Below are 20,872 nucleotides of genomic sequence, written 5' to 3'. Positions count from 1 at the left end.
GGAGGTGAGGAAGTTTGGCAACGTTTTATTCAGGATATAGCAATCAGTACCGTTTAAGACTTGAAGTAACACAAAAATCTCAAGACATTAATAAAAACACTAGTCAGGTTGACTGGGCACTCTATTTAGAAAATGGAAATCGATACTTTCAACAATATGGAACTCAAGTAACAGTTTCACTTGCAGGCGAAACAGCTCACAACTCAAATATTCAGCGTAGTATTAGCGGAGCGAACACTACAACTCTTGTTGAACGTGGAACTAAGACGATTTATCACAACGCTGACGGAACAAGAAACTTTGCAGTTAGTGCTGTATTTGAAACTGCAACCAAAGATAGGTATTCGCCATTAACAGCACTAACGATTAACAGCTCCATGAACTTGACTACTATTCCGAGAGCTAGCAAGCCTACACTAAGCAGTGGGAGTGTTAATTTTGGAAGTTCAGTAACAATTAATACTAATAGGCAAGTTAATAGCTTCACACACACTGTTAGAGCAGTATTAGGAAGCAAATCAATAACTATCGCTCAAAACGTAGCAACTAGCACACAGTGGACAGTGCCAGTTGACTGGATGAGCTTAATTCCTAATGCTTCAAGTGCAACAATAGCGATATATGTTGATACGTTCAGTGGAAGCAATAAGCTTGGAACTGCATCAACTAACCTGACTGCTAAAGTAAGCAGTTCTTATTCTGCTGATATTGGAACGATTAATGTTTCTGAAGCTGATGAAACGGTTAAAGAAAAGCTAAACAGTTCAGTCTATGTTCAAGGACAGAGCCGATTAGAAGTAAGATTTGGAGCAACAGGTAAGTATGGTGCAGTCATAAGAACCAGTAGCGTTACTGTTGAGGGAAAAAGTTATCCGAGCCATCACATAACAACGGACGTCATCAAAGGTTCAGGAGTTAGAGACGTTATTTGTCGAGTTACAGACTCACGAGGTTTCACGACTGAAAAGCGAACAACGGTTAAAGTTGAACCTTATTCTCCTCCTAAGATTAACGAGTTTAACGCTTATCGTGCTAACCCAAACGGAAGCTATAACAAGCAAGGAACTTATGCGAGAGCTAATTACAAAGCCGAGATTTCAAGCCTTGCAGGCAAGAACTTAATTAGCTACCAATTAAGCTACAAGCCGAGAAACTCTGAAACTTGGCAAACGGTTTCTATTTCACAGACAAACTACATTTCTGACAGCTATCGAGTAGTGCCAAACGTTAGTTTGAAGAATTCGTATGAATTTAAATTAATTGTTGAAGACTACTTCAGCCGAGCCGAAGCAAGTTCAAGCTTTGGTACTGGCGAAAATTCAGTGTACTTCAGGGAAGGTGGCAAAGGTATTGCATTTGGTAAGTATGCTGAAAAAGAAAACACCATCGAATCTGCTTGGGACATTGATGTCAAAGGTTTGCTGATCGGTAAGCAGGACAATGACAGCTTTTATTCGATTATTGACAATAAAGGATCAGGGATTGATTTTCAGACTGTTGGTAAATTAACTCATAATCAAAAAGAATTTGCAGATAAGAATTATGTTGACAGCAAAACAGCGAATATTCCTAAGATAGTAACAGGGCAAATTAAGATTAGTAATGTGGGATCAAGAAGAGTGGAAAATCAAAAAATAACATATACTGGTTTTTCTAGTCCGCCAAAAGTGTATGTCACAAATCTATCCGGAGCTCCAAACTTATATCCATTAAGCGTTTATTATGTAAATCGAGATAATGCAACAATATATGCTTATAATGGGCACTCATCAACAGTTAGTATAGACGTTGCATGGGTAGCAATCGGAAATTAAAAGGAGATTAAACATGACAAAAGAACAAATTGAGAAAAGAATCAACGAATTAAATTTGGAAAAAGAGCAGATGAATACTGCGAGGATTGAGGACGAGAAAAAGCTTGCAGTTAACCAAGCCGAAAGCACTGAATTAACTAGAAGAATCACTGCTAACACTTGGGAAACATCAAGTAAAGCAGAAGAGATGAGGAAGCTTCAGACAGCTTTGGAAATCATCGAAAGATAACAAATTAATAAATTTAATATAAAAACTAGAGCACTCAATAGGGGTGCTTTTTCTATTTGAAAAGGAACGAAAAATGAGTTATTCAAAATTAACAGACAAATATTTGCCAGTGCCATTTCACTCAGGCAAACGAACACAAGAAATAACACACATAGTAATCCACCATAATGCAGGAATTAACAGTATTGAGAGCTTGCATAAGTTCTTCTTATCAGGCTCAAGGCAGGTTAGTGCGAATTATGGAATTGGCAATGATGGACGAATTGCCTGCTATGTAGACGAAGAGAACAGAGCTTGGACAACTGGCGGAGATGACCCTGACCAAATGGCAATCACTATTGAAGTTTCCAACTGCGAAGTAGGTGGTCAATGGCGAATTTCCGACAAAGCAATGCAGAGCTTGATTAAGCTAGTTGCTGACGCCGTTCAGCGTTATCAAATCCCTTTAGTATTCTACACAGGAGACAAACGAGGTATTCTTCTAAAGCACTCCTATTATTCAGCAACTGCCTGCCCTGGTCCTTATCTATCCAGTAAATTTGACTACATTGCTGATGAAGCCAAGAAGCTAATTAAAGCTAATGCAAGCGATGGCAAACTATATCGAGTGCAAGCAGGAGCTTTTAAAGATAAGGGCAATGCTGAAAAGTACCTAAAAGAATTAAAGGCTAAAGGCATCAATGCGATTATTGTTGGAGAGCCTGAAACACCTGTACAAGTACCAAAACCAAAGAAATCAGTATCACAAGTTGCTGATGAGGTCTTGCAGGGATTGTGGGGGAATGGATTGCATAGAGCCGATAAGCTATCTAAAGCAGGCTACAGCTACGACGAGGTACAGCGAGAGGTTAATAAGAAAATATACGGAAAGTAGGAGCAAATAAGCATGGACATTAATTCAGGAGTTTTAGCGTTAATAATAGTAATCATCTATTCGTTAGGCAATCTATTAGCAGGAATTAACAAAGTTAGGAATGAATACGGCAGTTTAAAGAATTGGCTAGTTAACAAAGAGATGATTAAGCAGGAGCAGTTGAAAGAAGCTAATAAGTTAAAGAATGGATTTGATGAGCTGAACGAAAAGATTAATGATATTTCTAAAACTCAGGAAGTCCAGCAGACAATTAACATTATGCTTCTAAGAGAAAAGTTAAAAGACCAATTAGAAAAAGCTCTTGACCGTGGATTCGTTTTCTATGACGAAATGGATAGCATTAATGAAATGGCTAACATTTACAATGCCGTTTCTACACAAAACGGCATTCATTCACGATATGAGCGAGTTAGAAAGTTACCAACAAAAAGGAGATATGAAGATGACTAATAGAACATATGACATTTTAAAGTGGATTGTAATTATAGTATTGCCAGCATTCGCAGTATTCATTGGCGTAGTAGGTCATGAATTGAACTGGGTTCATACAGACACGTTCGTAACAATATTAAACGCATTCACAGCGTTTCTTGGTGTTTCTCTAGGATTCAGCAATAAGAGTTTTAGAGATGAACATGAGATTATCACAATTAAAAAATAATATATAATATAAATAACAGTCTTGCCCATGCTCATTGAGCGTTTGGGGAGCACACTGGTTACAGTGTTAGATATTGCCCTTAGCCTTAACTGGTTAAGGGCATTTTTTGTGTTTTGTTATAAAAATAAATGTTAAAAGTGTGCTATGATTCAATATCAGAAAAGAAAGAGGGAAATTTTATGATTTTAAAGATTTGGTCTGATTTTGATGGTGTAAAAAATTTAATGTTAGTTCTTGAAGCTCTTTCATATTTAGTAACTAGCTTAGGTATTATAACTATAGTGATAAGTTTAGTACAAATACAAAAAGAAAAACGAAAAAGTGCATTGGATAGTGATTATACTAAAAAGCTAAAATCAATAGAGATACTCGATGTATTTGCAAAAGAGATAATCCCTAGTATTGATAATTATTCAGAACAATTAAATAAAGAGTTAAAAGAGGGTGAAAAATACTTGAATAAAATAGCTAATTCACCATTTAAAAATTTAATTATTAAAAATATTAAAAGCAGTTGTGGAGTAGTTAGCATTTTTAATCAATTAGAATCTATTTGTACTTATATAAAATATGATTTAGCAGACCATAATATTGTGTATGAAGCCGTTAATAATATAGTTTGCAAATTTGTAAATGATAATATGGATATGTTTGAGGAAGTAAAAAAGCAAGGACCTTTTTCTTCACTGCAATACGTTGTTGATAACTGGAATAAAAAGACTAGGAAAGAAATTTTGAAAAGACAAAAATCTATAATTGAAAATGAAATAAAAGATCTTGAATAAATTAACATTAGTTTTAAATTTATGTGATATTATATAAATGCGCTAGAGACAGAGGAGGGTACTAAAATGGTAAAGGAATTAATGAATCTAACAGAAGAAGAATTGAAGAAACGTTTAGAAGAATCAATTAAACAGGAATTGAAAAATACAAAGAAATAATAAAGATACAGATAATACTGTTTACGTTTGGAGATGGATAGGGATATTAAGCGTATGATAAGTACGCCCACCCAGATGGGGAGAGAGTCACGTTGTGGCTCTCTTTTTTGTCTGAAATTGTGGGGAAATAATTTAAAAAAAATAATAAAAAAGTATTTACATAGTAAAAGGGCTATGGTATAATTATATACATAAAGGTAGGCAAGAGCCAGAAAGGAGCAACTTATGAACGGTATGACAAATGAACAATTTAAAACAGTACTTGAAATGATAATTAAAATTATTGAGAAGTCTGAAACTAAGGAAGAAGCAGTTAAAGAAATAAGAGCCCTGCTAAATAAATAACAAAAGCTCTTAAATAAACAAATTAGGTAGGTGGTCTTGCCACACCTACCACTATTTGAATAATACCAAATGGCAAGAGAAAGTGCAAGAAATGGCAGAAGAAAAGAAGAGAAAAGCAGTTTATAATCGTGAAGCTGACAAAAGATGGCGAGACAAAAACAAAGAGCATGCAGGTTATTTAAGAGATAGAACATCTGCAAGACGTTTTCTGAAGAAAAAAGCAACTGAAGATGACCTGCTAGAGATGGAAGAATTAATCACAGAGAGAAGAAAAGAACTTGCAGAGATGGAAGAAATGAACAGGATTATTTAGAAACAACGCAAAATCCCTTAGCTAAAAGCTAGGGGATATTTTTTTGGAAAAATTCACGAGCTGAACAAAATAAAATTTTAAAAGAAAAAATATAAAAAGCTATTGCAGTACAATTGCAGTATTTTTCAAGAAAAATCAAAAATTCTTTAAAGTAACAAAAAACCTGTAACGCCGACAGTTACAGGTTTCAAGCTTGGTCGAGGTGACAAGACTTGAACTTGCGGCTTCCTACTCCCGAAGCAGGTGCGCTACCAACTGCGCTACACCTCGATTTTATCCATTTCAAGATTTAGTATCCGAATGTTTTAACCAACTCATTTTATACCAACGATTATGAAAATCAAATATTGGTTGTGTTTTATTTTCCAAGATGTAATGCTATAATGAAGTACAATTATTCAAAATTAGGCTAAAAAAGTGGCAATAGTCATGGCAGTCTAAGACTAAAATATAAGCACTAGAAAAAGGAGAAAACTATGAGTAACGAAGCAGTAAGACAAGACTTGTATAATGCTGTTAACGGCGAATGGCAGAAGACAGCAGAAATTCCTGCAGATAAGACCTCTACCGGTGGTTTCATAGACTTGGTATTAGATATCGAGAAAAAACTAATGGAAGATGTTGAGAAAATTGTTGCAGGTGAGATTAAATTAGATAATGAATATGCTGATCACTTTATTACATATTTCAAACAAGCAAATGACTTCGAGAAGTTAGATGAAATTGGCGCAGAGCCTTTGAAACCATACCTAGAGGAGTTGGCATCTTATAAATCAATTGCTGATTTAGACGCAGATAGAATAAATGTTAGCCTACACTACGACTTGCCATTTGGCTTCGGTGTAAGCTCAGACTTGAACGACGCAAGAATTAATACTTTATACTTTGGTGAACCAGGATTGATTTTGCCAGATAGAACTTACTATGAGAAAGAAGAACTCAATGGTGAAGCTCTCCTTGAAAAATATGTTGAATTTACTAAAGAATATTTGGTAGCAGTTGGTTATTCAGAAGAGGAAGCAGAAGACTTAGCTAAGAAGACTGTTGCTTTAGATAAGAAACTAGCTAAAAGAGTTAGAAGTGCTGAGGAGAACGCTGACGTTACGAAGATGAATAACGTTAGAACAATGGAGGAAATATCAGCATACTTAGATAACTTCGACATTGCAGCAGTTGTTAAAGAATTAGTTGGTGATGTAGATAAGGCAATTGTTCAACACCCTGAGTATTTCGAGGACCTTAAGACACTATTTAATGATGAAAACTTCGAAGAGATTAAAGCTTACATGATAGTAAACTTCGCCCTAAGCAAGAGCGATGTTCTTTCTGAAGAATTACGTCAATTAGGTGGTAAATTCGGCATGCTTTTAACCGGTCAAAGTGAATTGCAAAACCGTGAGAAACACGCATTCTACCATGCTAAGAATACATTTAGCCAAGTAATTGGTGTTTACTATGGTCAAACATATTTCGGACCAGAAGCACGTGAAGATGTTAGACATATGGTCGAAACAATGATCGATGTTTACAAGGAACGTTTGCGTAAGAATAACTGGTTGCAAGAAGATACCATTAATAATGCTATTAAGAAATTAGATAAGCTACAAATAATGGTTGGATATCCAGATTATTATCCAGAGGAATACCAATTCATGAAGGTAGACCCTGAATTGAGTTTCTTCGAAAATAACAAAAACATAAGTGATGTTAAGACTAAATACAAGCTAGAACAATATGGTAAAGAAGTAGACCACACACGTTGGGGAATGCCATCAGATATGGTTAATGCTTACTTTAGCCCTCTAGGAAACTTGATCTGCTTCCCAGCAGCTATTTTGCAAGAACCATTCTATAGCTTGGAACAAGGACCAAGCAAAAACTTCGGTGGTATCGGTGCTGTTATAGCTCATGAGATTTCACACGGATTTGATAATAACGGTGCAAACTTCGACTCATTTGGTAACATGGTCAACTGGTGGACAGAGAGCGACTACGAAGAATTCGGTAAGAGAACAAAAGCTGTTATCGACCAATACGAAGGTTTGCCATTTGAAGATTCTACAGTTAATGGTAAATTGACAGTTAGTGAGAATATTGCTGACTTAGGTGGTCTAAGTTGTGCTCTAGAATCATTACAACGTGAAGATGAGTATAGCCTAGAAGACTTCTTCATTAACTGGGCAAGAGTCTGGCGTAAGAAGGGTAGAAAAGAGTATAACCAAATGCTCCTCGCTTCTGACGTTCACGCACCAGCTTATTGGAGAGCTAATATGGTTCCTCAAAACCTTGATGAATTCCACGAAACCTTTGGAACTCAAGAAGGTGACAATATGTACTTGGCACCAGAAAAGAGAATTAAGATTTGGTAATTTTAATCGTAGCTTAACCGTCAAAATATAAGAAATAATAGTCGCTACTTGCTGTTTAATACATGGATACTTTCATGAATAAAAGATAGTGGGTAGCGATTTTTTGTATTTAATAATTTACTCAATGACACATGGCAAAAATATGGCAAAATAGAAATATAGCAGGATATGCGAGAGTTATAGTGAAATTACTTTATAAATATCATATGTTAAGAGAATGCAGAACTAAGAAGTTTTACAATATGGAAAAGTGTTAAATATGGAAAATAAAGAAATGAAAAACAATAATAAAACTGGGAGTGAAAATTCTAGCAACAGTTACAATGCCATCGGAATTATGACTGGTACATCTTTGGACGGTATAGATGTAGCTTTTGTGAAAATTTCAAGAGAGAATGGTAATAATTCTAAAGGCAAAGATAAGCTAGAATTCATTGACTTCTACTTCCAGGAATATCCAGAAGAGGTCAGAGAGTATTTGCTCTATTTAGCCCAAGGTGGCAGTGCAACAAGCCGTGATTTTATCCTGACATCTCAAGTTCTAGGTAAATTATATGTAGAAGCAGTAGAAGGATTGTTGAGTAAGCATGAAGGCGTAGGCATAGACCTTATTGGAATTCATGGGCAAACTATTTATCACAGTCTGGAAAAAGAAGAGTATTTGGGTATGGAAGTATCTGCCTCTTACCAAATTGCTGAGCCTAGTTATTTATCAGAACGCTTCAAGTGCCCAGTTATAAGTGATTTCAGAATTCGTGATATTGCTGCGGGTGGTTTGGGTGCTCCTTTAGTTCCATTTGTTGAGTATGCCTTATCTGCTGATGAGTACAACAATGCCGTATTCTTAAATATTGGTGGAATTAGTAATATTACTTATATTTCAGAAGATGTAAATGAGATTATGGGTTTCGATACAGGTCCAGGAAATATGCTAATAGATCAAGCTATGATGGATTTGTATGATAAGACTTATGATAAAGATGGTGAGATAGCACGTTCTGGTAAAGTATCTGAAGAATTACTTGATAAAGCACTAAAGAATCCATATTACGAAATCGAACCACCCAAAAATAGCGGACGAGAGAATTTTGGTCCTGAAACTTACCAATATTTAAAAGCTGAAGCTTTAAAATTGGACTTAGCCCCAGAAGATTTCGTAATGACACTAACAGCTCTGACAGCGAAAGTTAATGCTGACGCAATTCAAAAGTTTTGTCCAAGATTGCCGAAACAGCTAATTGTTTCTGGCGGAGGAAGTGAAAATGGTCGTCTGATGCAAAGTTTGGCAGAATTACTGCCAGGTGTGGAAGTGTTAAAAGGTGAGGTTTTGGGTTATCCGAATGCTGCCAAAGAAGCAATAGCTTTTGCATACTTGGGATATAAAACTTTATTGAAAGAAGAGAACACTATTGCTCAAGTTACAGGTGCAGAACATCCAGTAGTTATGGGAAAAATTACATATTAATTTTAGGGAAAAGTGAATTGATAAATGAATACAGAGCAGAATAATCCAAAAATAAATACAGAAAATGCTAAAACAAATCCTACTTATTTAGATGATGGTAGTGTGATTTATAGACAAAAACCAGCCAGTTCATCAGATATATACTTATTGTATATTTCAGCATTTGCTCTTATGTTAGCAATATTATTTATTGTTAAATTCTTTTTCCCAGGAACTAGCACATCTATTTTAGTGATAATTTTTATATTACTGAATATTTTATTAGAAGGCCTGATTATGCAGAAACTTAGAAATTATAGTTTCTCAGCTCTTTTACTTACAGATGCATATTTTTATATAATTAGTCGACCACTAGTAATTTTCAAAAAGGTTAAAGCAATTCCCTGGGTGGAAATAAAATCGTTTACCATGCAAGATAATGGAAAAATAAAATTATTGCTTAAGAATGACAACAGTGTAAGTGTAGATTTACAAAGATTGGAAGATTTCGATTCGGAAAAATTATTAGAAGAATTAAATTCAAGAATTTAACTCATTTAATAGTGCAGGCTTAACAATAAACTGCAGACTGTTTGCTTAATTGTTGTAGAAAAAGTATAAACTTTGTGACTTTAAGCGTTATTTTAGAAAATAATGTATATATCCAATGTATTTTTAAATAATTGCATGTGATAATTAAATCATGAAGAGCGCAATTCAATAACACATATTTTTAACACATATTTTTAAGTCGAATTATAAATTAGAAAGGAGATTCTAATATGCATTTAACAAAAATAAAAGTAGATAGAAATTTTAGTCACGAAGAGAGTATTAGTTTGTTGGAATTTATAATGGGATTAGCAAATTCTGTAGAATTATGCAGACAGGTAGCATATAGATTAGATGATTCTATTTTAGAAAAAGTAAATAAAGAATGGGAAGATTTTGCTATAGAGGAAGATGCTAAACGCAGGAAGAGATACGAAGAGGATGATGAATATAGGGAGATTTTTGATAATCTTAAGCCTGAGAATGTAGAAGTATCAGAGATATTTGATGTATTGCTTAAAGCTAATTTGGCAATCATTAAAGCAGAAGAGAGAGTAGATGATTTCTTCTTTGTGGATCCAGATAATGATTTTGAGTTTGATACAGATGAAATTGATATTGAGATAGAAGATAATCCAGAGATTAAAGTTCTTGGTGAAGAGTTAGTTGAAAAGCTTAATTCAAAGAATTCTGATAGAGAAGCAGAGGAGCAAACAAGTGAATTAGAAACGTACCATGTACCTTTTAAAGATGATGAAAATATTTCAATTTCTGTACGTCACAGTCGCTTGAATATTGATGGTAGTGGACCTATTTATGAATATGTTAAGTTTGATCTAAGCAAAGTAGAATTTAAAGATATGCTCAGATCAGAATTGGAAGAAAGCTTATTTAAAGAGCCGATTAACATAGAAGGTTTTGCTTTTAAGAGGCCTTTATTCTATATTGATGAAAGACCGATTATGAATATCTCAACAGAAAATCAGGAGATTGTTTTGAAATTGAATGATGAAGAGCTAGATGAATTTAAAAAGCTCGGAATTGAGTACACGGATTTTAAATAGTTTTGATAAGAGTAACCTGCAGTTATTAAAACCTGCAGGTTTTTTAAAAGTCTAACTACATTTTGCTCAAAAAGCGTTTTAGATTTTCTGAACGTGGGTTCTCAAAAATCTCTTGTGGGCTGCCAACTTCTTCTATTGAACCTTCGTGCATGAAGCAGATCTTATTAGATACGTATTTAGCGAAGTTCATCATGTGCGATACAATAACCAGACTAATATCCTCACTAGATAGAGCAGTCATTACATCTAATACTTCAGCGGTCATCTCAGGGTCCAGTGCAGAAGTGGGTTCATCAAATAGAATAACTTCAGGGTCCATAGCTAGAGTTCTGGCAATAGCAACTCTTTGCTGTTGACCACCTGATAGCTGTCTAGGCAGGGCATCAATATATGCATCCATATTGACTTTTCTCAGCATTTCAATTGCTTTGGTCTCTGCTTCTGCCTTTGAACGATAAAGGACTTTAATTTGGCCAAGGGTACAATTTTCTAGGACGCTAAGGTTTTCGAAAAGGTTAAATTGTTGAAACACCATGCCTACTTTTGATCTGAATTTATTGCGATCAAAGTTTGGGTCTAGAATAGATTCACCATGATACAGAATATCTCCAGAACTAGGTTCTTCCATGAGGTTCATGCAACGTAGCGTAGTTGATTTACCCGTTCCTGAAGATCCAATGATACTAATAATGTCTTTAGGGAAGATATCTAAATTTACGTCTTTTATAATCTTGTTTTGACCAAAATCTTTACTTAAATGTTTTAGAGAAAGAATAGGTGTACTTGTTTCTGTTTTCATAGAATTCTCCTTGTTGTTGTGTCATTGATTACTAATTTATGCGGATGCGCTTTGTAAGCTGAAATCTTTGGTTTGACCGGTCTTTTTGCCAATCCAGTTTATTAATCTTGTAGCAGCAAATGTCAGGACAAAATAAATAATTGCTGTTAACAAGTAAGTATGGAAGATTTTCAGATTTGTACCGGCAACCGATTTGGTTACGAAGAATAATTCTGTTACAGAGATAACGTTCAAGACAGATGAATCTTTGATGTTAACGACAAATTCGTTACCAATTGTAGGAAGAATTGTTTTAATAGTTTGTGGAAGTATGACGTGGGTCATGCTTTGCCAATGGTTAAGTCCAATTGATTTACATGCTTCGAATTGACCTTTACTAATTGAGCTGATTCCACCTTTAACAACTTCACTCATATATGCCCCAGTGTTAATTGAAACGATTAGCAGGGCAGCTCCAATTGAAGTCATATCTATATTCAAGAATAACTTACTACCATAAAAAATTAACATAGCTTGGACCATCATTGGAGTACCACGGAAGATTTCAACGTAAGCATTTAATAAGAACTGTGCTACTGCTAACAGAATTCTAGTAAAACTATTTTTGTCATCTAGAGGGATTTCTCTAACTATTTGCACAAGAAGTCCGATAATGAATCCAACTAAAGTTGAAATTATCGCAATGAACAAGGTGATTCCTGCACCTCGTAAGAACAAAGGCCAGTATTCTTCGAAAATATCTACGATAGTAGCCCAGAAACCAACTTCATCATATGAGTTATCAACGGTGTGGCTTATCATGGTTTCCATTGCCTCTTGTCGTTCAGCTTCAGTAATTTGGCCCAAGGCTTCATTGACATCATTTAATAGTGGTGAGCCTTTGCGAAGTCCAATAGCAACTGATGTTTCTTCAACTTTGGTCTGGAAACCATTTTCAGGTGAAAATTCTACATAAGCTAAGCTTGGATTAGCGCTAGTTGCAGCTATAGCTCCTGGTCTTTCGGATACATAAGCATCCAATTTACCAGAAAGCAGTGAAGCTATCATGGTTGGAAATGCATCTAGTGCAGTTTCTGGAACTAGGCCTTGGATTTGCTGCAAAACTTCATAATGGAAAGTATTAATTTGTGCAGTTACTTTGGCGTCTTTGAATTCTTGAATAGAACTTGCCTTTTCGTAATTCGAACCTTTTTGCACCACCATAACTAGGTCTGAAGTATAGTAAGTATCACTGAAATCAATTGTCTTCAAACGCTCCTCAGTAGGGCTCATTCCAGCAATAATAGCATCGATTTTGCCCGATTCTAAAGCAGGAACAAGACCATCCCATTCGAGTTTAATTAATTCGAGTTCGAGCCCTAGTGCGGAGGCTAATTTATCTGCCATCCAGACATCATAACCATTGGCATATTCGCCTGGGCTATTTGCAATAGGAATTGCTGAATTATCATTGTTGCTTTGTGACCAGTTGAAAGGAGTGTAATTAGCTTCCAGACCGACTCTAAAGATGCCAGGATCTTCAGTGCCGGCCTCAACTGCTCTTAACTGCTGTGGAAATTGAATAGTAAGCAAGATTAGTAAACTGAGAATTATAACAATCCAGTTTCTACGAGCTTTGATGTGGTTTTGTTGAATCTTTGTTTTCATATAGCCTCCTAATATTATGGAAAGCTACAAGACTTTTGAGAAAGAAAAAAGGGAAAGCTCTTTAAATGTGCTCTCCCTTTGCTAGTCATTCTATAATAAGCCAAGTTAGCACTCCATTGAATTTGCTTCGGATTCAATGACAGTAATACACCTATTTGATGTATTCCCAGCGTTTAACATGCCTGTTAAACACTTCGGCGATAATTCCTTTCCTGCGTTTCTTCGGCTGCCGCCTCCACGAAGTACTCTTAAATATCGCGCCTCTATTTTTATTCATTTTTCAATCGCATCTATTATAATTACAAAAGTAGTACTTAAAATGCTACAAAAGCTTCAATGCAAATTGTTATAAATCATCTTAGTGACAAAACTGCTATCTGTCAAATTAAATTTATTGATTTGTAGATAAGCTATCTTCCTGAAGTTCGTAGGCCTTTAAAACAGCTTGCATGATTTTAACAACAGCTCCATCATTATTACTTGGACCAATGTACTTAGCTGCAGCACGTATATCATCGTTAGCACTGGCTACAGCGAAACTAAATTCCGCCTCTTCCATCATGCTAAGGTCATTATAGTTATCAGCGACCACAAGAGTTTCAGATTTATCAATATTAAATTCATCTTGAAGATGCTTGATTGCTCTACCTTTGCTAACTGACATAGGCATAATGTCTACCCAGTCAATTCCACCTATGGTGACAGAATAATCTTTATCAAAATCTTTCTTATAAAAATCGTTATATGCTTGCAGACTAGTTTTATCAGGGAAGTATATAGAGATTTTTGTAATTGGCGAATCCACCTCAGCTAAAGTATCAACGAGAGTTACATCAGTCATGAAGAACTCAATATCTTCCTTAACATTGGAATTATTATTGCTTAGATAAGCTTCATTTTCACCAATCAAAACCCCCATGTGATCATGTTCTTCAAAGTAATTCCAAAATGTTTCTAACTCTTTTTTACTTAAAGATTCAGAGTAGACAGGTTCTCCGTGAAATTCGGCTTTGCCACCGTTATCAGAAATGATGATCAAGTCATTTGTCATAGGTTGGAAAAGTTCTCTTAAATTGAAAATAGGACGCCCGCTGACTACCGCCACTTTAATGCCTTTGTCCATAATAGCTTGCATTGTAGAAAATAGCCCTTCAGGCAAATTCCCATAGTCATCTAGGGTAGTCCCATCTACATCTATAGCAATTAACTTAACTTTTTCTAGGTTTGGTATATTATTCAAATTTTCTGTCATGTACTATCTCCGTTGTTTATTTTTAGGCACCTAAACGAAACCTAAGTTCTAGGAAAACTCAGTTTTAGAGATCTAGGGAAACCCCAAGTTCTAGCAAAACCCTAAGCTTGATAATTTTTTTATAGATTATCATATTCCAGATAAATCATTTTTCTAAGTCATACTTTTCTTGAAATTTTATTTTATTCTAACAATATTTAAGCCTTATATTTGTTAAGATATATACTATATTTACATTTTCATTTTTGGAGGTAAAACCGTGAGAGTAGAGATTTGGGCTCATAGAGGGCACCACACAAAAGATTTCCCAGAAAACAGCTTAGAAGCTATTAGATCAGCAATTGAGTATGGAGCTGATGGGGTAGAAATTGACGTACAAAGAACCAAAGATGGTGAATTGGTTGTAATTCATGATGAATATTTAGAGAGACTCACAGGTTTAAATAAATTTGTCTGGGAAGTTGATTATGAAGACTTAAAAACTTTATATATATTAAATTCGGACAAAAAAATAACTGAATGTCATGTGCCAAAATTGACAGATGTTTTGGACTTGTTTGTAGGAGAGAAGACTAAGTTAAATATTGAGATTAAGGATAGTTTTTACCCATACAATAACTTACCAGCTGAGGTAGTTAAAGAAGTTGCAGCTAGAGACCTTCAGGAACAAATAATTTATAGTTCATTTAATCACAACACTATTAAATATTTAGTCGATCAAGGTCTTGGTGATTATAGTGGATTCTTGTATGGTGAAATAATTTATGATCCAGCTGCTTATGCGAAGAGTATTGGCGCCAAATATATTCATCCATCAGGTAGCAACATGTTGCTAGATAATTATGTTGAAGATACAACAGCTGCAGGGTTTGCGTTAAATGTTTGGACTTTAAACAGTGATGAGCACATTAAATTTGCTTTAGAGAAAAATATTAATGCCATCATTACCGATGAAATGATAAGGGCTATGCAAATTAGAGATGTCTTTGTTTCTCAGAAAGAGGGATAAATGGATAGGACCCCAAAGACCCAAGACAAAGCCAGTACGACAAAGACCCAGGGTAAAGTAAGTACGACCCCGAAAAACAAATTAAATTATTGGCAAATTTTATTAATAGGCTTTGGCTTTATGGGCTCAAGTTTAGCCTGGAGTATTTATAATTCTCAGGTGCCGTTGATACTAGAAGAAAGATTTCTTTTGAGTGGAACCTTAATTGGTGCGGTAATGACAATTGATAACTTTTTTGGTGTTATCTTTCAACCGTTGATAGGTGCTTGGAGTGATAAAACAAGGACTAAATTAGGCAGAAGGATGCCATGGATCCTAGTAGGAATACCTTTGTGCGCTGTCTTCTTTATGCTTATTCCTACGCAAGAAAAAATCTGGTCTTTCATGCTATTTATTATTGCATTTAACCTTTTTATGAGCTTGTGGAGGAGTCCAGTAATTTCTTTGATGCCTGATGTTACAGAAAAGAGCTTACGTAGTCAGGCTAATGGAATAGTTAATTTAATGGGTGGACTGGGAGCAGTTATTGCATTCCTGACAGCCGGGATGCTCTCTGATATTGGTGATAAGAGATTTTATCCATTCTTATTAGGTTCCATATTTATGCTAGCGGCCTTTGTGGTTTTATTGATTTACGTAAGAGAGCCAGATTCTATCTTATATCGCAGAGAAAGAGGCTTGAAGATTAGTGATAGGTTGGCTAACCGTTGGGCTGAGGATTCTTTGAGAAGGATTGAAGCTGAGGAGCGAGAATACAATACGGCTGACGTAGAAACTTTATCTAGTGAAGAAGCTGGACATGAGAGCAAGGAAAATAATAAGTTATCAGGTTTGTCAGTGTTTAAGAAATTATCTCACAAGGATAAAGTTAATTTGACGGCTTTGCTATTAGCGATTTTAGCGTGGTTTATGGGTTACAATGCGATAGAGACATTCTTTACCCTCTTTGCTACTCACACCTTTGGTATGAGCGGAGGCCATGCGACATTAATGTTGACAGCTTTTTCCTTGTGCTTCTTAGTATTTGCAATTCCTGCAGGTTATATAGGAGCAAAATTAGGCAAGAAGCGTACAATAAAGATAGGATTAATCGGAGTAACAGTATTATTTTCTTTGGTACTATTTAACCCATCACCTTGGCTACTAGCTCTAATCCTTGTAATTGGAGGAGCTTTCTGGTCATTAGTGAATATAAATTCTCTGCCTTTGGTTTTGGAATTCTCTGCAAGTGAAACAGTTGGATCTTTTACCGGATACTACTATCTATTTTCATTTACAGCAGCGATTTTAAGCCCTATTTTATTCGGCTGGGTCAAAGATCTAGTAGGTAGTTATTCTCCATTATTTATATATGCAGTTATTTGCTTTGTTTTCGCATTTATTGCTATGAGTTTTGTTAGCGAAGAAAAATAAATAACTCATTGAAAAGATAATTTAAAGTAACACATATTTTGGACTGCAATCTAAAATGTGTGTTATAATTTATTTTACGTTAAAGTTAAAAAAGATACATAATTAAACTTAATGCTTTAATTATGATAATAAGAATGTTGAAAGGAAGTTTTGGATGAAGTTTTTAGAGAAGTTTACTAGCATGCAACAGGTGCTAGTGGTCCTTATTTTAGGTCTAATTGCCGGAGTTGCAGAATTTGGATTTAAAATGCCTGAAGTAGCTCAAGGTATAATGATTTTCATTGGTATTGCCTTGTGTTTCATAATGGTAGTGGAGATGATAGAGACCTTCAAGGAAGGCATGTTTGGTGTAGACATTTTAGCTGTTACAGCTATATTAGCAACTTTATATGTTGGTGAATATTGGGCAACATTTATGCTAGCAGTCATGATTACAGGTGGTGGTGCTTTAGAAGAGTACGCTCACGGACAGGCTAGTAGGGAGTTGGAAGCTCTTTTAGAGAATAATCCTCAATCAGCTCATGTTATTCGTGGTGAAGAAACTGTGGATATACCCGTTTCCCAAGTTAAGGTTGGAGATGTTATTCTTGTAAGGGCTAATGAGTTAGTGCCAGTTGATGGTATTTTGCTAGATGAGCATGCAAGTTTAGACCAATCTCAAATGACAGGAGAATCTTTACCAATTTCTATTACAAAAGGTGAAGAAGTTCTCTCAGGTACACTTAACCAAGAGAATGCATTTAGAGTAGAGGTTACTAAGTCAGCTGCAGAAAGTAGTTACCAACAGCTAGTTAAATTAGTAGAAGAGAGTAAGAACCGTCCATCTAACTTTGTTAAATTAGCAGATCGCTATGCTGTGCCTTTCACAATAATTGCTTATGTTATAGCATTTGCAGCTTGGGCAATCACAGGTAACGTTACTAGATTTGCAGAAGTATTGGTTGTTGCATCACCTTGTCCATTACTGATTTCTGCGCCTATGGCTATGATTTCAGGTATATCAAGATCTAGTGCTAATGGTATAATTGTTAAATCTGGTACTACACTTGAGAAAATGGCTAGAGCTAAGACAGTCGCTTTTGACAAGACTGGTACAATTACTGCTGGTAGATTAGCTGTAGATAAGGTTGTGGTTGAAAATGATAAGTTCAATGAGAATGAGCTATTACGTTTAGCTGCTTCAGTAGAACAGTCATCACCACACGTCTTAGCAAGATCAATTATCAGTGAAACTCAAGATAGAGATATTGATATCAAAGTAGCTGATAATGTTGAAGAAGTTACTGCACAAGGTGTTAAAGGTACTGTTGATGGACATGTAGTAAAAGCAGGTAAAGCTGAATTTGCACATGCAGACAGTGTAAATATTGATCAAACAGCTGTGTTCGTATCTGTTGATGATGAATACGTTGGTTACATAAGTTTCGAAGATGTAATTCGTCCTGAATCTAAGGCTACAATTGCTCGTTTGAAGGATCTTGGCGTTGAGAATACAGTAATGCTTACTGGTGATAGAGCTTCAATAGCAGAGAAGATTAGAGAAGAGTCAGGCGTAGCTAGTGTAAAAGCAGAGCTTTTACCACAAGATAAAATTGATATAATTGATAAAATTGCTGAAAATCAAAGACCTGTTGTTATGGTTGGAGATGGTGTTAACGATGCCCCAGCATTAGCAGCCGCAGATGTAGGAATTGCTATGGGTGCACATGGATCAACAGCAGCATCAGAGACAGCAGATGCAGTTATTGTAAAGGATGACTTATCTAAAGTTTCAGACTTAATGGGAATTTCTAAGAGAACATTAAATGTTGCCAAAGAGTCTGTGTTAATCGGTATAATATTATCAATCGGACTAATGTTCGTTGCAGCATTTGGTTGGATACCAGCATTCTGGGGAGCTGTGGCTCAAGAAGGTTTAGATTTAGTATCTATGGTCTTGGCATTGAGAGCTAGAATCCCAGGTAAGGAAGAGCGAAAATAATGAGGAGGACATTTAGCTTTGACAAGAGAAAGGAAGATAGGATTTACTAAAAAAATAGCAGTTATGCTATCAGTGTTGCTTTTGACATCTTGCAAAGCTGAAACTCCAAGTAAAGTTTATGATTTTTCTGCAGAGGAAAATCAAGATTATATTTTTGATAATTACCCAGATATTCCAGGTGAAACAGAAGCTAAGAAGTATCTAGAATCTAGATATCCAGGTATGGATTTTGAATTCGTAGAAGAGCGAAAAGTTTCTGAAGAGACAAACTACAATAGTCTGTCTGACCCTGAGATTATCTGGGTTTTTAATAATTCAATTGCCGGCAAATTTAATGTCTATTTAGACTACAGCAAAGTTATTGGTGCAGACTATTACAAGACAACTTTTGCTACAGATTTTCAATTAGAACTTCTTAATAAGATTTTGCCAGAAGTAACTAAAGACTTTAGCTCTGAAGAGCAGAGCAAAATTATTGAATTACCTAAATATTTAGATTATTCAGTCGCAAGATTGGGATTGCAGTTTACAGATACTGAAGACATGCGAGCAACAATAAACCTAGCTAGAAAACTAGATCAAAAGTTAAAAGCTGAATATCCAGGCTTTAATCTTAGATTTCTTTTTTACGCAGATAAGGGCGAAATAGCTGAAGATTTTAAGGTTCTATGCGGTGCTTATGATATGTCTCAGAATCCAGATGATAAGGTTTTGGCCAATGAAATGGAGTATAACGATTTGATATTCTCAATACAGAGTCAAACTGGTCTGGATAAATACACCAAAGAACAAATTGAGGCAGCTGTAGCAGATACAAGTAGAGATAATTATCAATTCAGATATATTGACCTAGGTGAGATGACCTTAGAAAATATATTAGAGTACTCAGAAGATAAAGATAAGGAGCCTGATGTTAAGTTCTGGAAGGACTTAGCTAATAATTCCTATGGCACAGAATCAATCCAGATGGCTACTCTCTATAGAATACTCGAAAGAAGCAATTATCCTAGTCTAGAAGGAAGCGTGGAAAAATTCTCCTTCACTGGTGCTAACAATAAAAAATATGAATTCTCCTACGATTTTGTTATAAAGAATGATGCTGAAGAGCAGATTAAAATTAAGGGCGAAGACTATACTATTGAGCAAAAACTTAGATTTTTAGGTCCAGAATTTTATTATAAAGTCGATGGTAAAAATGTTTATTTTAATAATTTTAATCCAACTTTTAACTCTATTACTTATGATGAGTTTACAGTCATGACATCCAAGTTTTTGAGAAATCTTTGGGAAGAAGTAGATTAGAGTCAATACAACTAATGTTATAATTTAATTATTATTTGGAATGTGGAGAATATCTATGACTTTATTAGAATGGTCTAGTATTAATATTTTGATGACCCAAAAATTGGCAAAAAAATTCTCTGAAGCAGAAAGTAATGAAGATTTTCGCAGAGCAGCTGAAGAACTAATTAGCTTTATTGATGGATTTCACCTAGAAATCCAAGCTTTAAATGATGATAATACTGACTTGATTATTCATAACAAAGTTGATAGGACAGGTATTTATTTAAAGATTGAAGACAGAGAATTTACTAGCACAGTAATATTTTTGACCGATGAATTACGAAAGTTAATTAAAGAACGCTTCAATAAGGATCTAGCAGAAGACCGAAAAATGCTTGAAGAAATTATGGAGCAATTAGATCAAGGAATCATAAGCTATGACGATATTGTAGATGCAGTTGAAACTTTTGAAGATTTCCATGGCATTAATCAAGATTATGATGATGAAAATATGCATTTTTGTGAAATACATGGTCAATATGAAGTTATCGAAGATAATTATGAAAATATGGAGAATCAAGAAATTACTTATTTTGATGATTTTGATGACTTAGAACATTTTTTGGCTGCTTATAATGCAGTCGATGAAGAATATTTTGATGATGATGATCTCGAAGAGGATGACGATCTTGAAGAAGATGATGATTACGAAGGTTACGAAAACTACGAAGATTATGAGAACTACGAAGATGATGATAATTATGAAGAAGATGAAGATTATGATGGGTTAGATAGTTTTGAAGACTATGAAGACTATGAAGATATTGACTCTGATGATGACTTTTTCTATTAGATAAGAGCCACTATAGAAGGAGAAA

At 35.1% G+C, this 20,872-nt stretch carries 19 protein-coding genes, 1 tRNA gene and 1 riboswitch; of the genes, 16 read left to right on the top strand and 4 right to left on the bottom strand.

Annotated features, from left to right (window positions below):
* The first annotated feature begins 14 nt into the window (after positions 1 to 14).
* The 7 genes from C5Q98_RS06145 (at position 15) to C5Q98_RS06115 (ending at position 5,180) form a co-directional block, all read left to right on the top strand.
* Positions 15 to 1,814 carry a DUF859 family phage minor structural protein gene (locus C5Q98_RS06145; protein ID WP_106012766.1) on the top strand — a complete coding sequence of 600 codons (1,800 nt, stop codon included), beginning with the start codon at positions 15 to 17 and terminating at the stop codon, positions 1,812 to 1,814.
* A 13-nt stretch (positions 1,815 to 1,827) separates the two neighbouring features.
* Positions 1,828 to 2,043: a hypothetical protein gene (locus tag C5Q98_RS06140; protein ID WP_106012765.1), complete on the top strand. Its 216-nt coding sequence runs from the start codon at positions 1,828 to 1,830 to the stop codon at positions 2,041 to 2,043.
* 73 nt (positions 2,044 to 2,116) lie between these two features.
* A complete protein-coding gene (locus C5Q98_RS06135; RefSeq protein ID WP_106012764.1) occupies positions 2,117 to 2,917 on the top strand; it encodes an N-acetylmuramoyl-L-alanine amidase in 801 nt (266 codons plus the stop codon).
* A 12-nt stretch (positions 2,918 to 2,929) separates the two neighbouring features.
* Positions 2,930 to 3,367, top strand: a complete 438-nt coding sequence (locus C5Q98_RS06130) for a hypothetical protein (protein ID WP_106012763.1) — start codon at positions 2,930 to 2,932, stop codon at positions 3,365 to 3,367.
* Positions 3,360 to 3,578 (top strand): phage holin, encoded by a 219-nt coding sequence (locus C5Q98_RS06125; RefSeq protein ID WP_205728425.1) that lies wholly within the window; start codon positions 3,360 to 3,362, stop codon positions 3,576 to 3,578. Before C5Q98_RS06130 ends, C5Q98_RS06125 begins: the two co-directional genes overlap by 8 nt.
* A 179-nt stretch (positions 3,579 to 3,757) precedes the next feature.
* Complete coding sequence (locus C5Q98_RS06120) at positions 3,758 to 4,363, top strand: DUF4760 domain-containing protein (RefSeq protein WP_106012761.1); 606 nt, start codon at positions 3,758 to 3,760, stop codon at positions 4,361 to 4,363.
* A gap of 595 nt (positions 4,364 to 4,958) precedes the next feature.
* Positions 4,959 to 5,180: a hypothetical protein gene (locus C5Q98_RS06115; RefSeq protein ID WP_106013093.1), complete on the top strand. Its 222-nt coding sequence runs from the start codon at positions 4,959 to 4,961 to the stop codon at positions 5,178 to 5,180.
* 194 nt (positions 5,181 to 5,374) lie between these two features.
* Here C5Q98_RS06115 and C5Q98_RS06110 read toward each other — a convergent pair.
* A tRNA-Pro gene (locus C5Q98_RS06110) sits at positions 5,375 to 5,450 on the bottom strand.
* Between the two features lie 206 nt (positions 5,451 to 5,656).
* Here C5Q98_RS06110 and C5Q98_RS06105 point away from each other — a divergent pair.
* From C5Q98_RS06105 to C5Q98_RS06090, 4 genes are all read left to right on the top strand, one after another.
* A complete protein-coding gene (locus C5Q98_RS06105) occupies positions 5,657 to 7,549 on the top strand; it encodes a M13 family metallopeptidase (RefSeq protein WP_106012760.1) in 1,893 nt (630 codons plus the stop codon).
* A 259-nt stretch (positions 7,550 to 7,808) separates the two neighbouring features.
* On the top strand, positions 7,809 to 9,014 hold the full coding sequence (locus C5Q98_RS06100) for an anhydro-N-acetylmuramic acid kinase (RefSeq protein ID WP_106012759.1): 1,206 nt from the start codon (positions 7,809 to 7,811) through the stop codon (positions 9,012 to 9,014).
* Positions 9,015 to 9,038: 24 nt separating this feature from the next.
* Positions 9,039 to 9,545 (top strand): hypothetical protein, encoded by a 507-nt coding sequence (locus C5Q98_RS06095; RefSeq protein WP_106012758.1) that lies wholly within the window; start codon positions 9,039 to 9,041, stop codon positions 9,543 to 9,545.
* A gap of 230 nt (positions 9,546 to 9,775) precedes the next feature.
* Positions 9,776 to 10,609: a hypothetical protein gene (locus tag C5Q98_RS06090; RefSeq protein ID WP_106012757.1), complete on the top strand. Its 834-nt coding sequence runs from the start codon at positions 9,776 to 9,778 to the stop codon at positions 10,607 to 10,609.
* Between the two features lie 55 nt (positions 10,610 to 10,664).
* Here the strand turns inward: C5Q98_RS06090 and C5Q98_RS06085 are convergent, their stop codons facing one another.
* The 3 genes from C5Q98_RS06085 to C5Q98_RS06075 all read right to left on the bottom strand — a co-directional run bounded on the left by C5Q98_RS06085 (position 10,665) and on the right by C5Q98_RS06075 (position 14,307).
* Complete coding sequence (locus C5Q98_RS06085) at positions 10,665 to 11,408, bottom strand: amino acid ABC transporter ATP-binding protein (RefSeq protein ID WP_106012756.1); 744 nt, start codon at positions 11,406 to 11,408, stop codon at positions 10,665 to 10,667.
* A gap of 36 nt (positions 11,409 to 11,444) precedes the next feature.
* Positions 11,445 to 13,055 carry an ABC transporter substrate-binding protein/permease gene (locus C5Q98_RS07825; RefSeq protein ID WP_106012755.1) on the bottom strand — a complete coding sequence of 537 codons (1,611 nt, stop codon included), beginning with the start codon at positions 13,053 to 13,055 and terminating at the stop codon, positions 11,445 to 11,447.
* Between the two features lie 98 nt (positions 13,056 to 13,153).
* Positions 13,154 to 13,329: riboswitch (Lysine riboswitch) on the bottom strand.
* 117 nt (positions 13,330 to 13,446) lie between these two features.
* On the bottom strand, positions 13,447 to 14,307 hold the full coding sequence (locus tag C5Q98_RS06075) for an HAD family hydrolase (protein ID WP_106012754.1): 861 nt from the start codon (positions 14,305 to 14,307) through the stop codon (positions 13,447 to 13,449).
* A gap of 259 nt (positions 14,308 to 14,566) precedes the next feature.
* Here C5Q98_RS06075 and C5Q98_RS06070 point away from each other — a divergent pair, with 259 nt between their 5' ends.
* From C5Q98_RS06070 to C5Q98_RS06050, 5 genes are all read left to right on the top strand, one after another.
* Positions 14,567 to 15,316 (top strand): glycerophosphodiester phosphodiesterase, encoded by a 750-nt coding sequence (locus C5Q98_RS06070; RefSeq protein ID WP_158695728.1) that lies wholly within the window; start codon positions 14,567 to 14,569, stop codon positions 15,314 to 15,316.
* Positions 15,317 to 16,729: an MFS transporter gene (locus C5Q98_RS06065; RefSeq protein ID WP_106012752.1), complete on the top strand. Its 1,413-nt coding sequence runs from the start codon at positions 15,317 to 15,319 to the stop codon at positions 16,727 to 16,729.
* 154 nt (positions 16,730 to 16,883) lie between these two features.
* On the top strand, positions 16,884 to 18,710 hold the full coding sequence (locus tag C5Q98_RS06060; protein ID WP_106012751.1) for a heavy metal translocating P-type ATPase: 1,827 nt from the start codon (positions 16,884 to 16,886) through the stop codon (positions 18,708 to 18,710).
* A gap of 18 nt (positions 18,711 to 18,728) precedes the next feature.
* Complete coding sequence (locus C5Q98_RS06055) at positions 18,729 to 20,012, top strand: hypothetical protein (RefSeq protein ID WP_106012750.1); 1,284 nt, start codon at positions 18,729 to 18,731, stop codon at positions 20,010 to 20,012.
* A 55-nt stretch (positions 20,013 to 20,067) separates the two neighbouring features.
* Entirely contained in the window at positions 20,068 to 20,847 is a 780-nt protein-coding gene (locus C5Q98_RS06050) for a hypothetical protein (RefSeq protein WP_106012749.1), read from the top strand.
* The last annotated feature ends 25 nt before the right edge of the window (positions 20,848 to 20,872 follow it).

The sequence above is a fragment of the Fastidiosipila sanguinis genome, assembly GCF_002998295.1.
GTDB lineage: Bacteria > Bacillota > Clostridia > Saccharofermentanales > Fastidiosipilaceae > Fastidiosipila > Fastidiosipila sanguinis.
The sequence above is the reverse complement of the archived record's forward strand: the minus strand, read 5'-3'. Positions and strand labels throughout refer to the sequence as shown.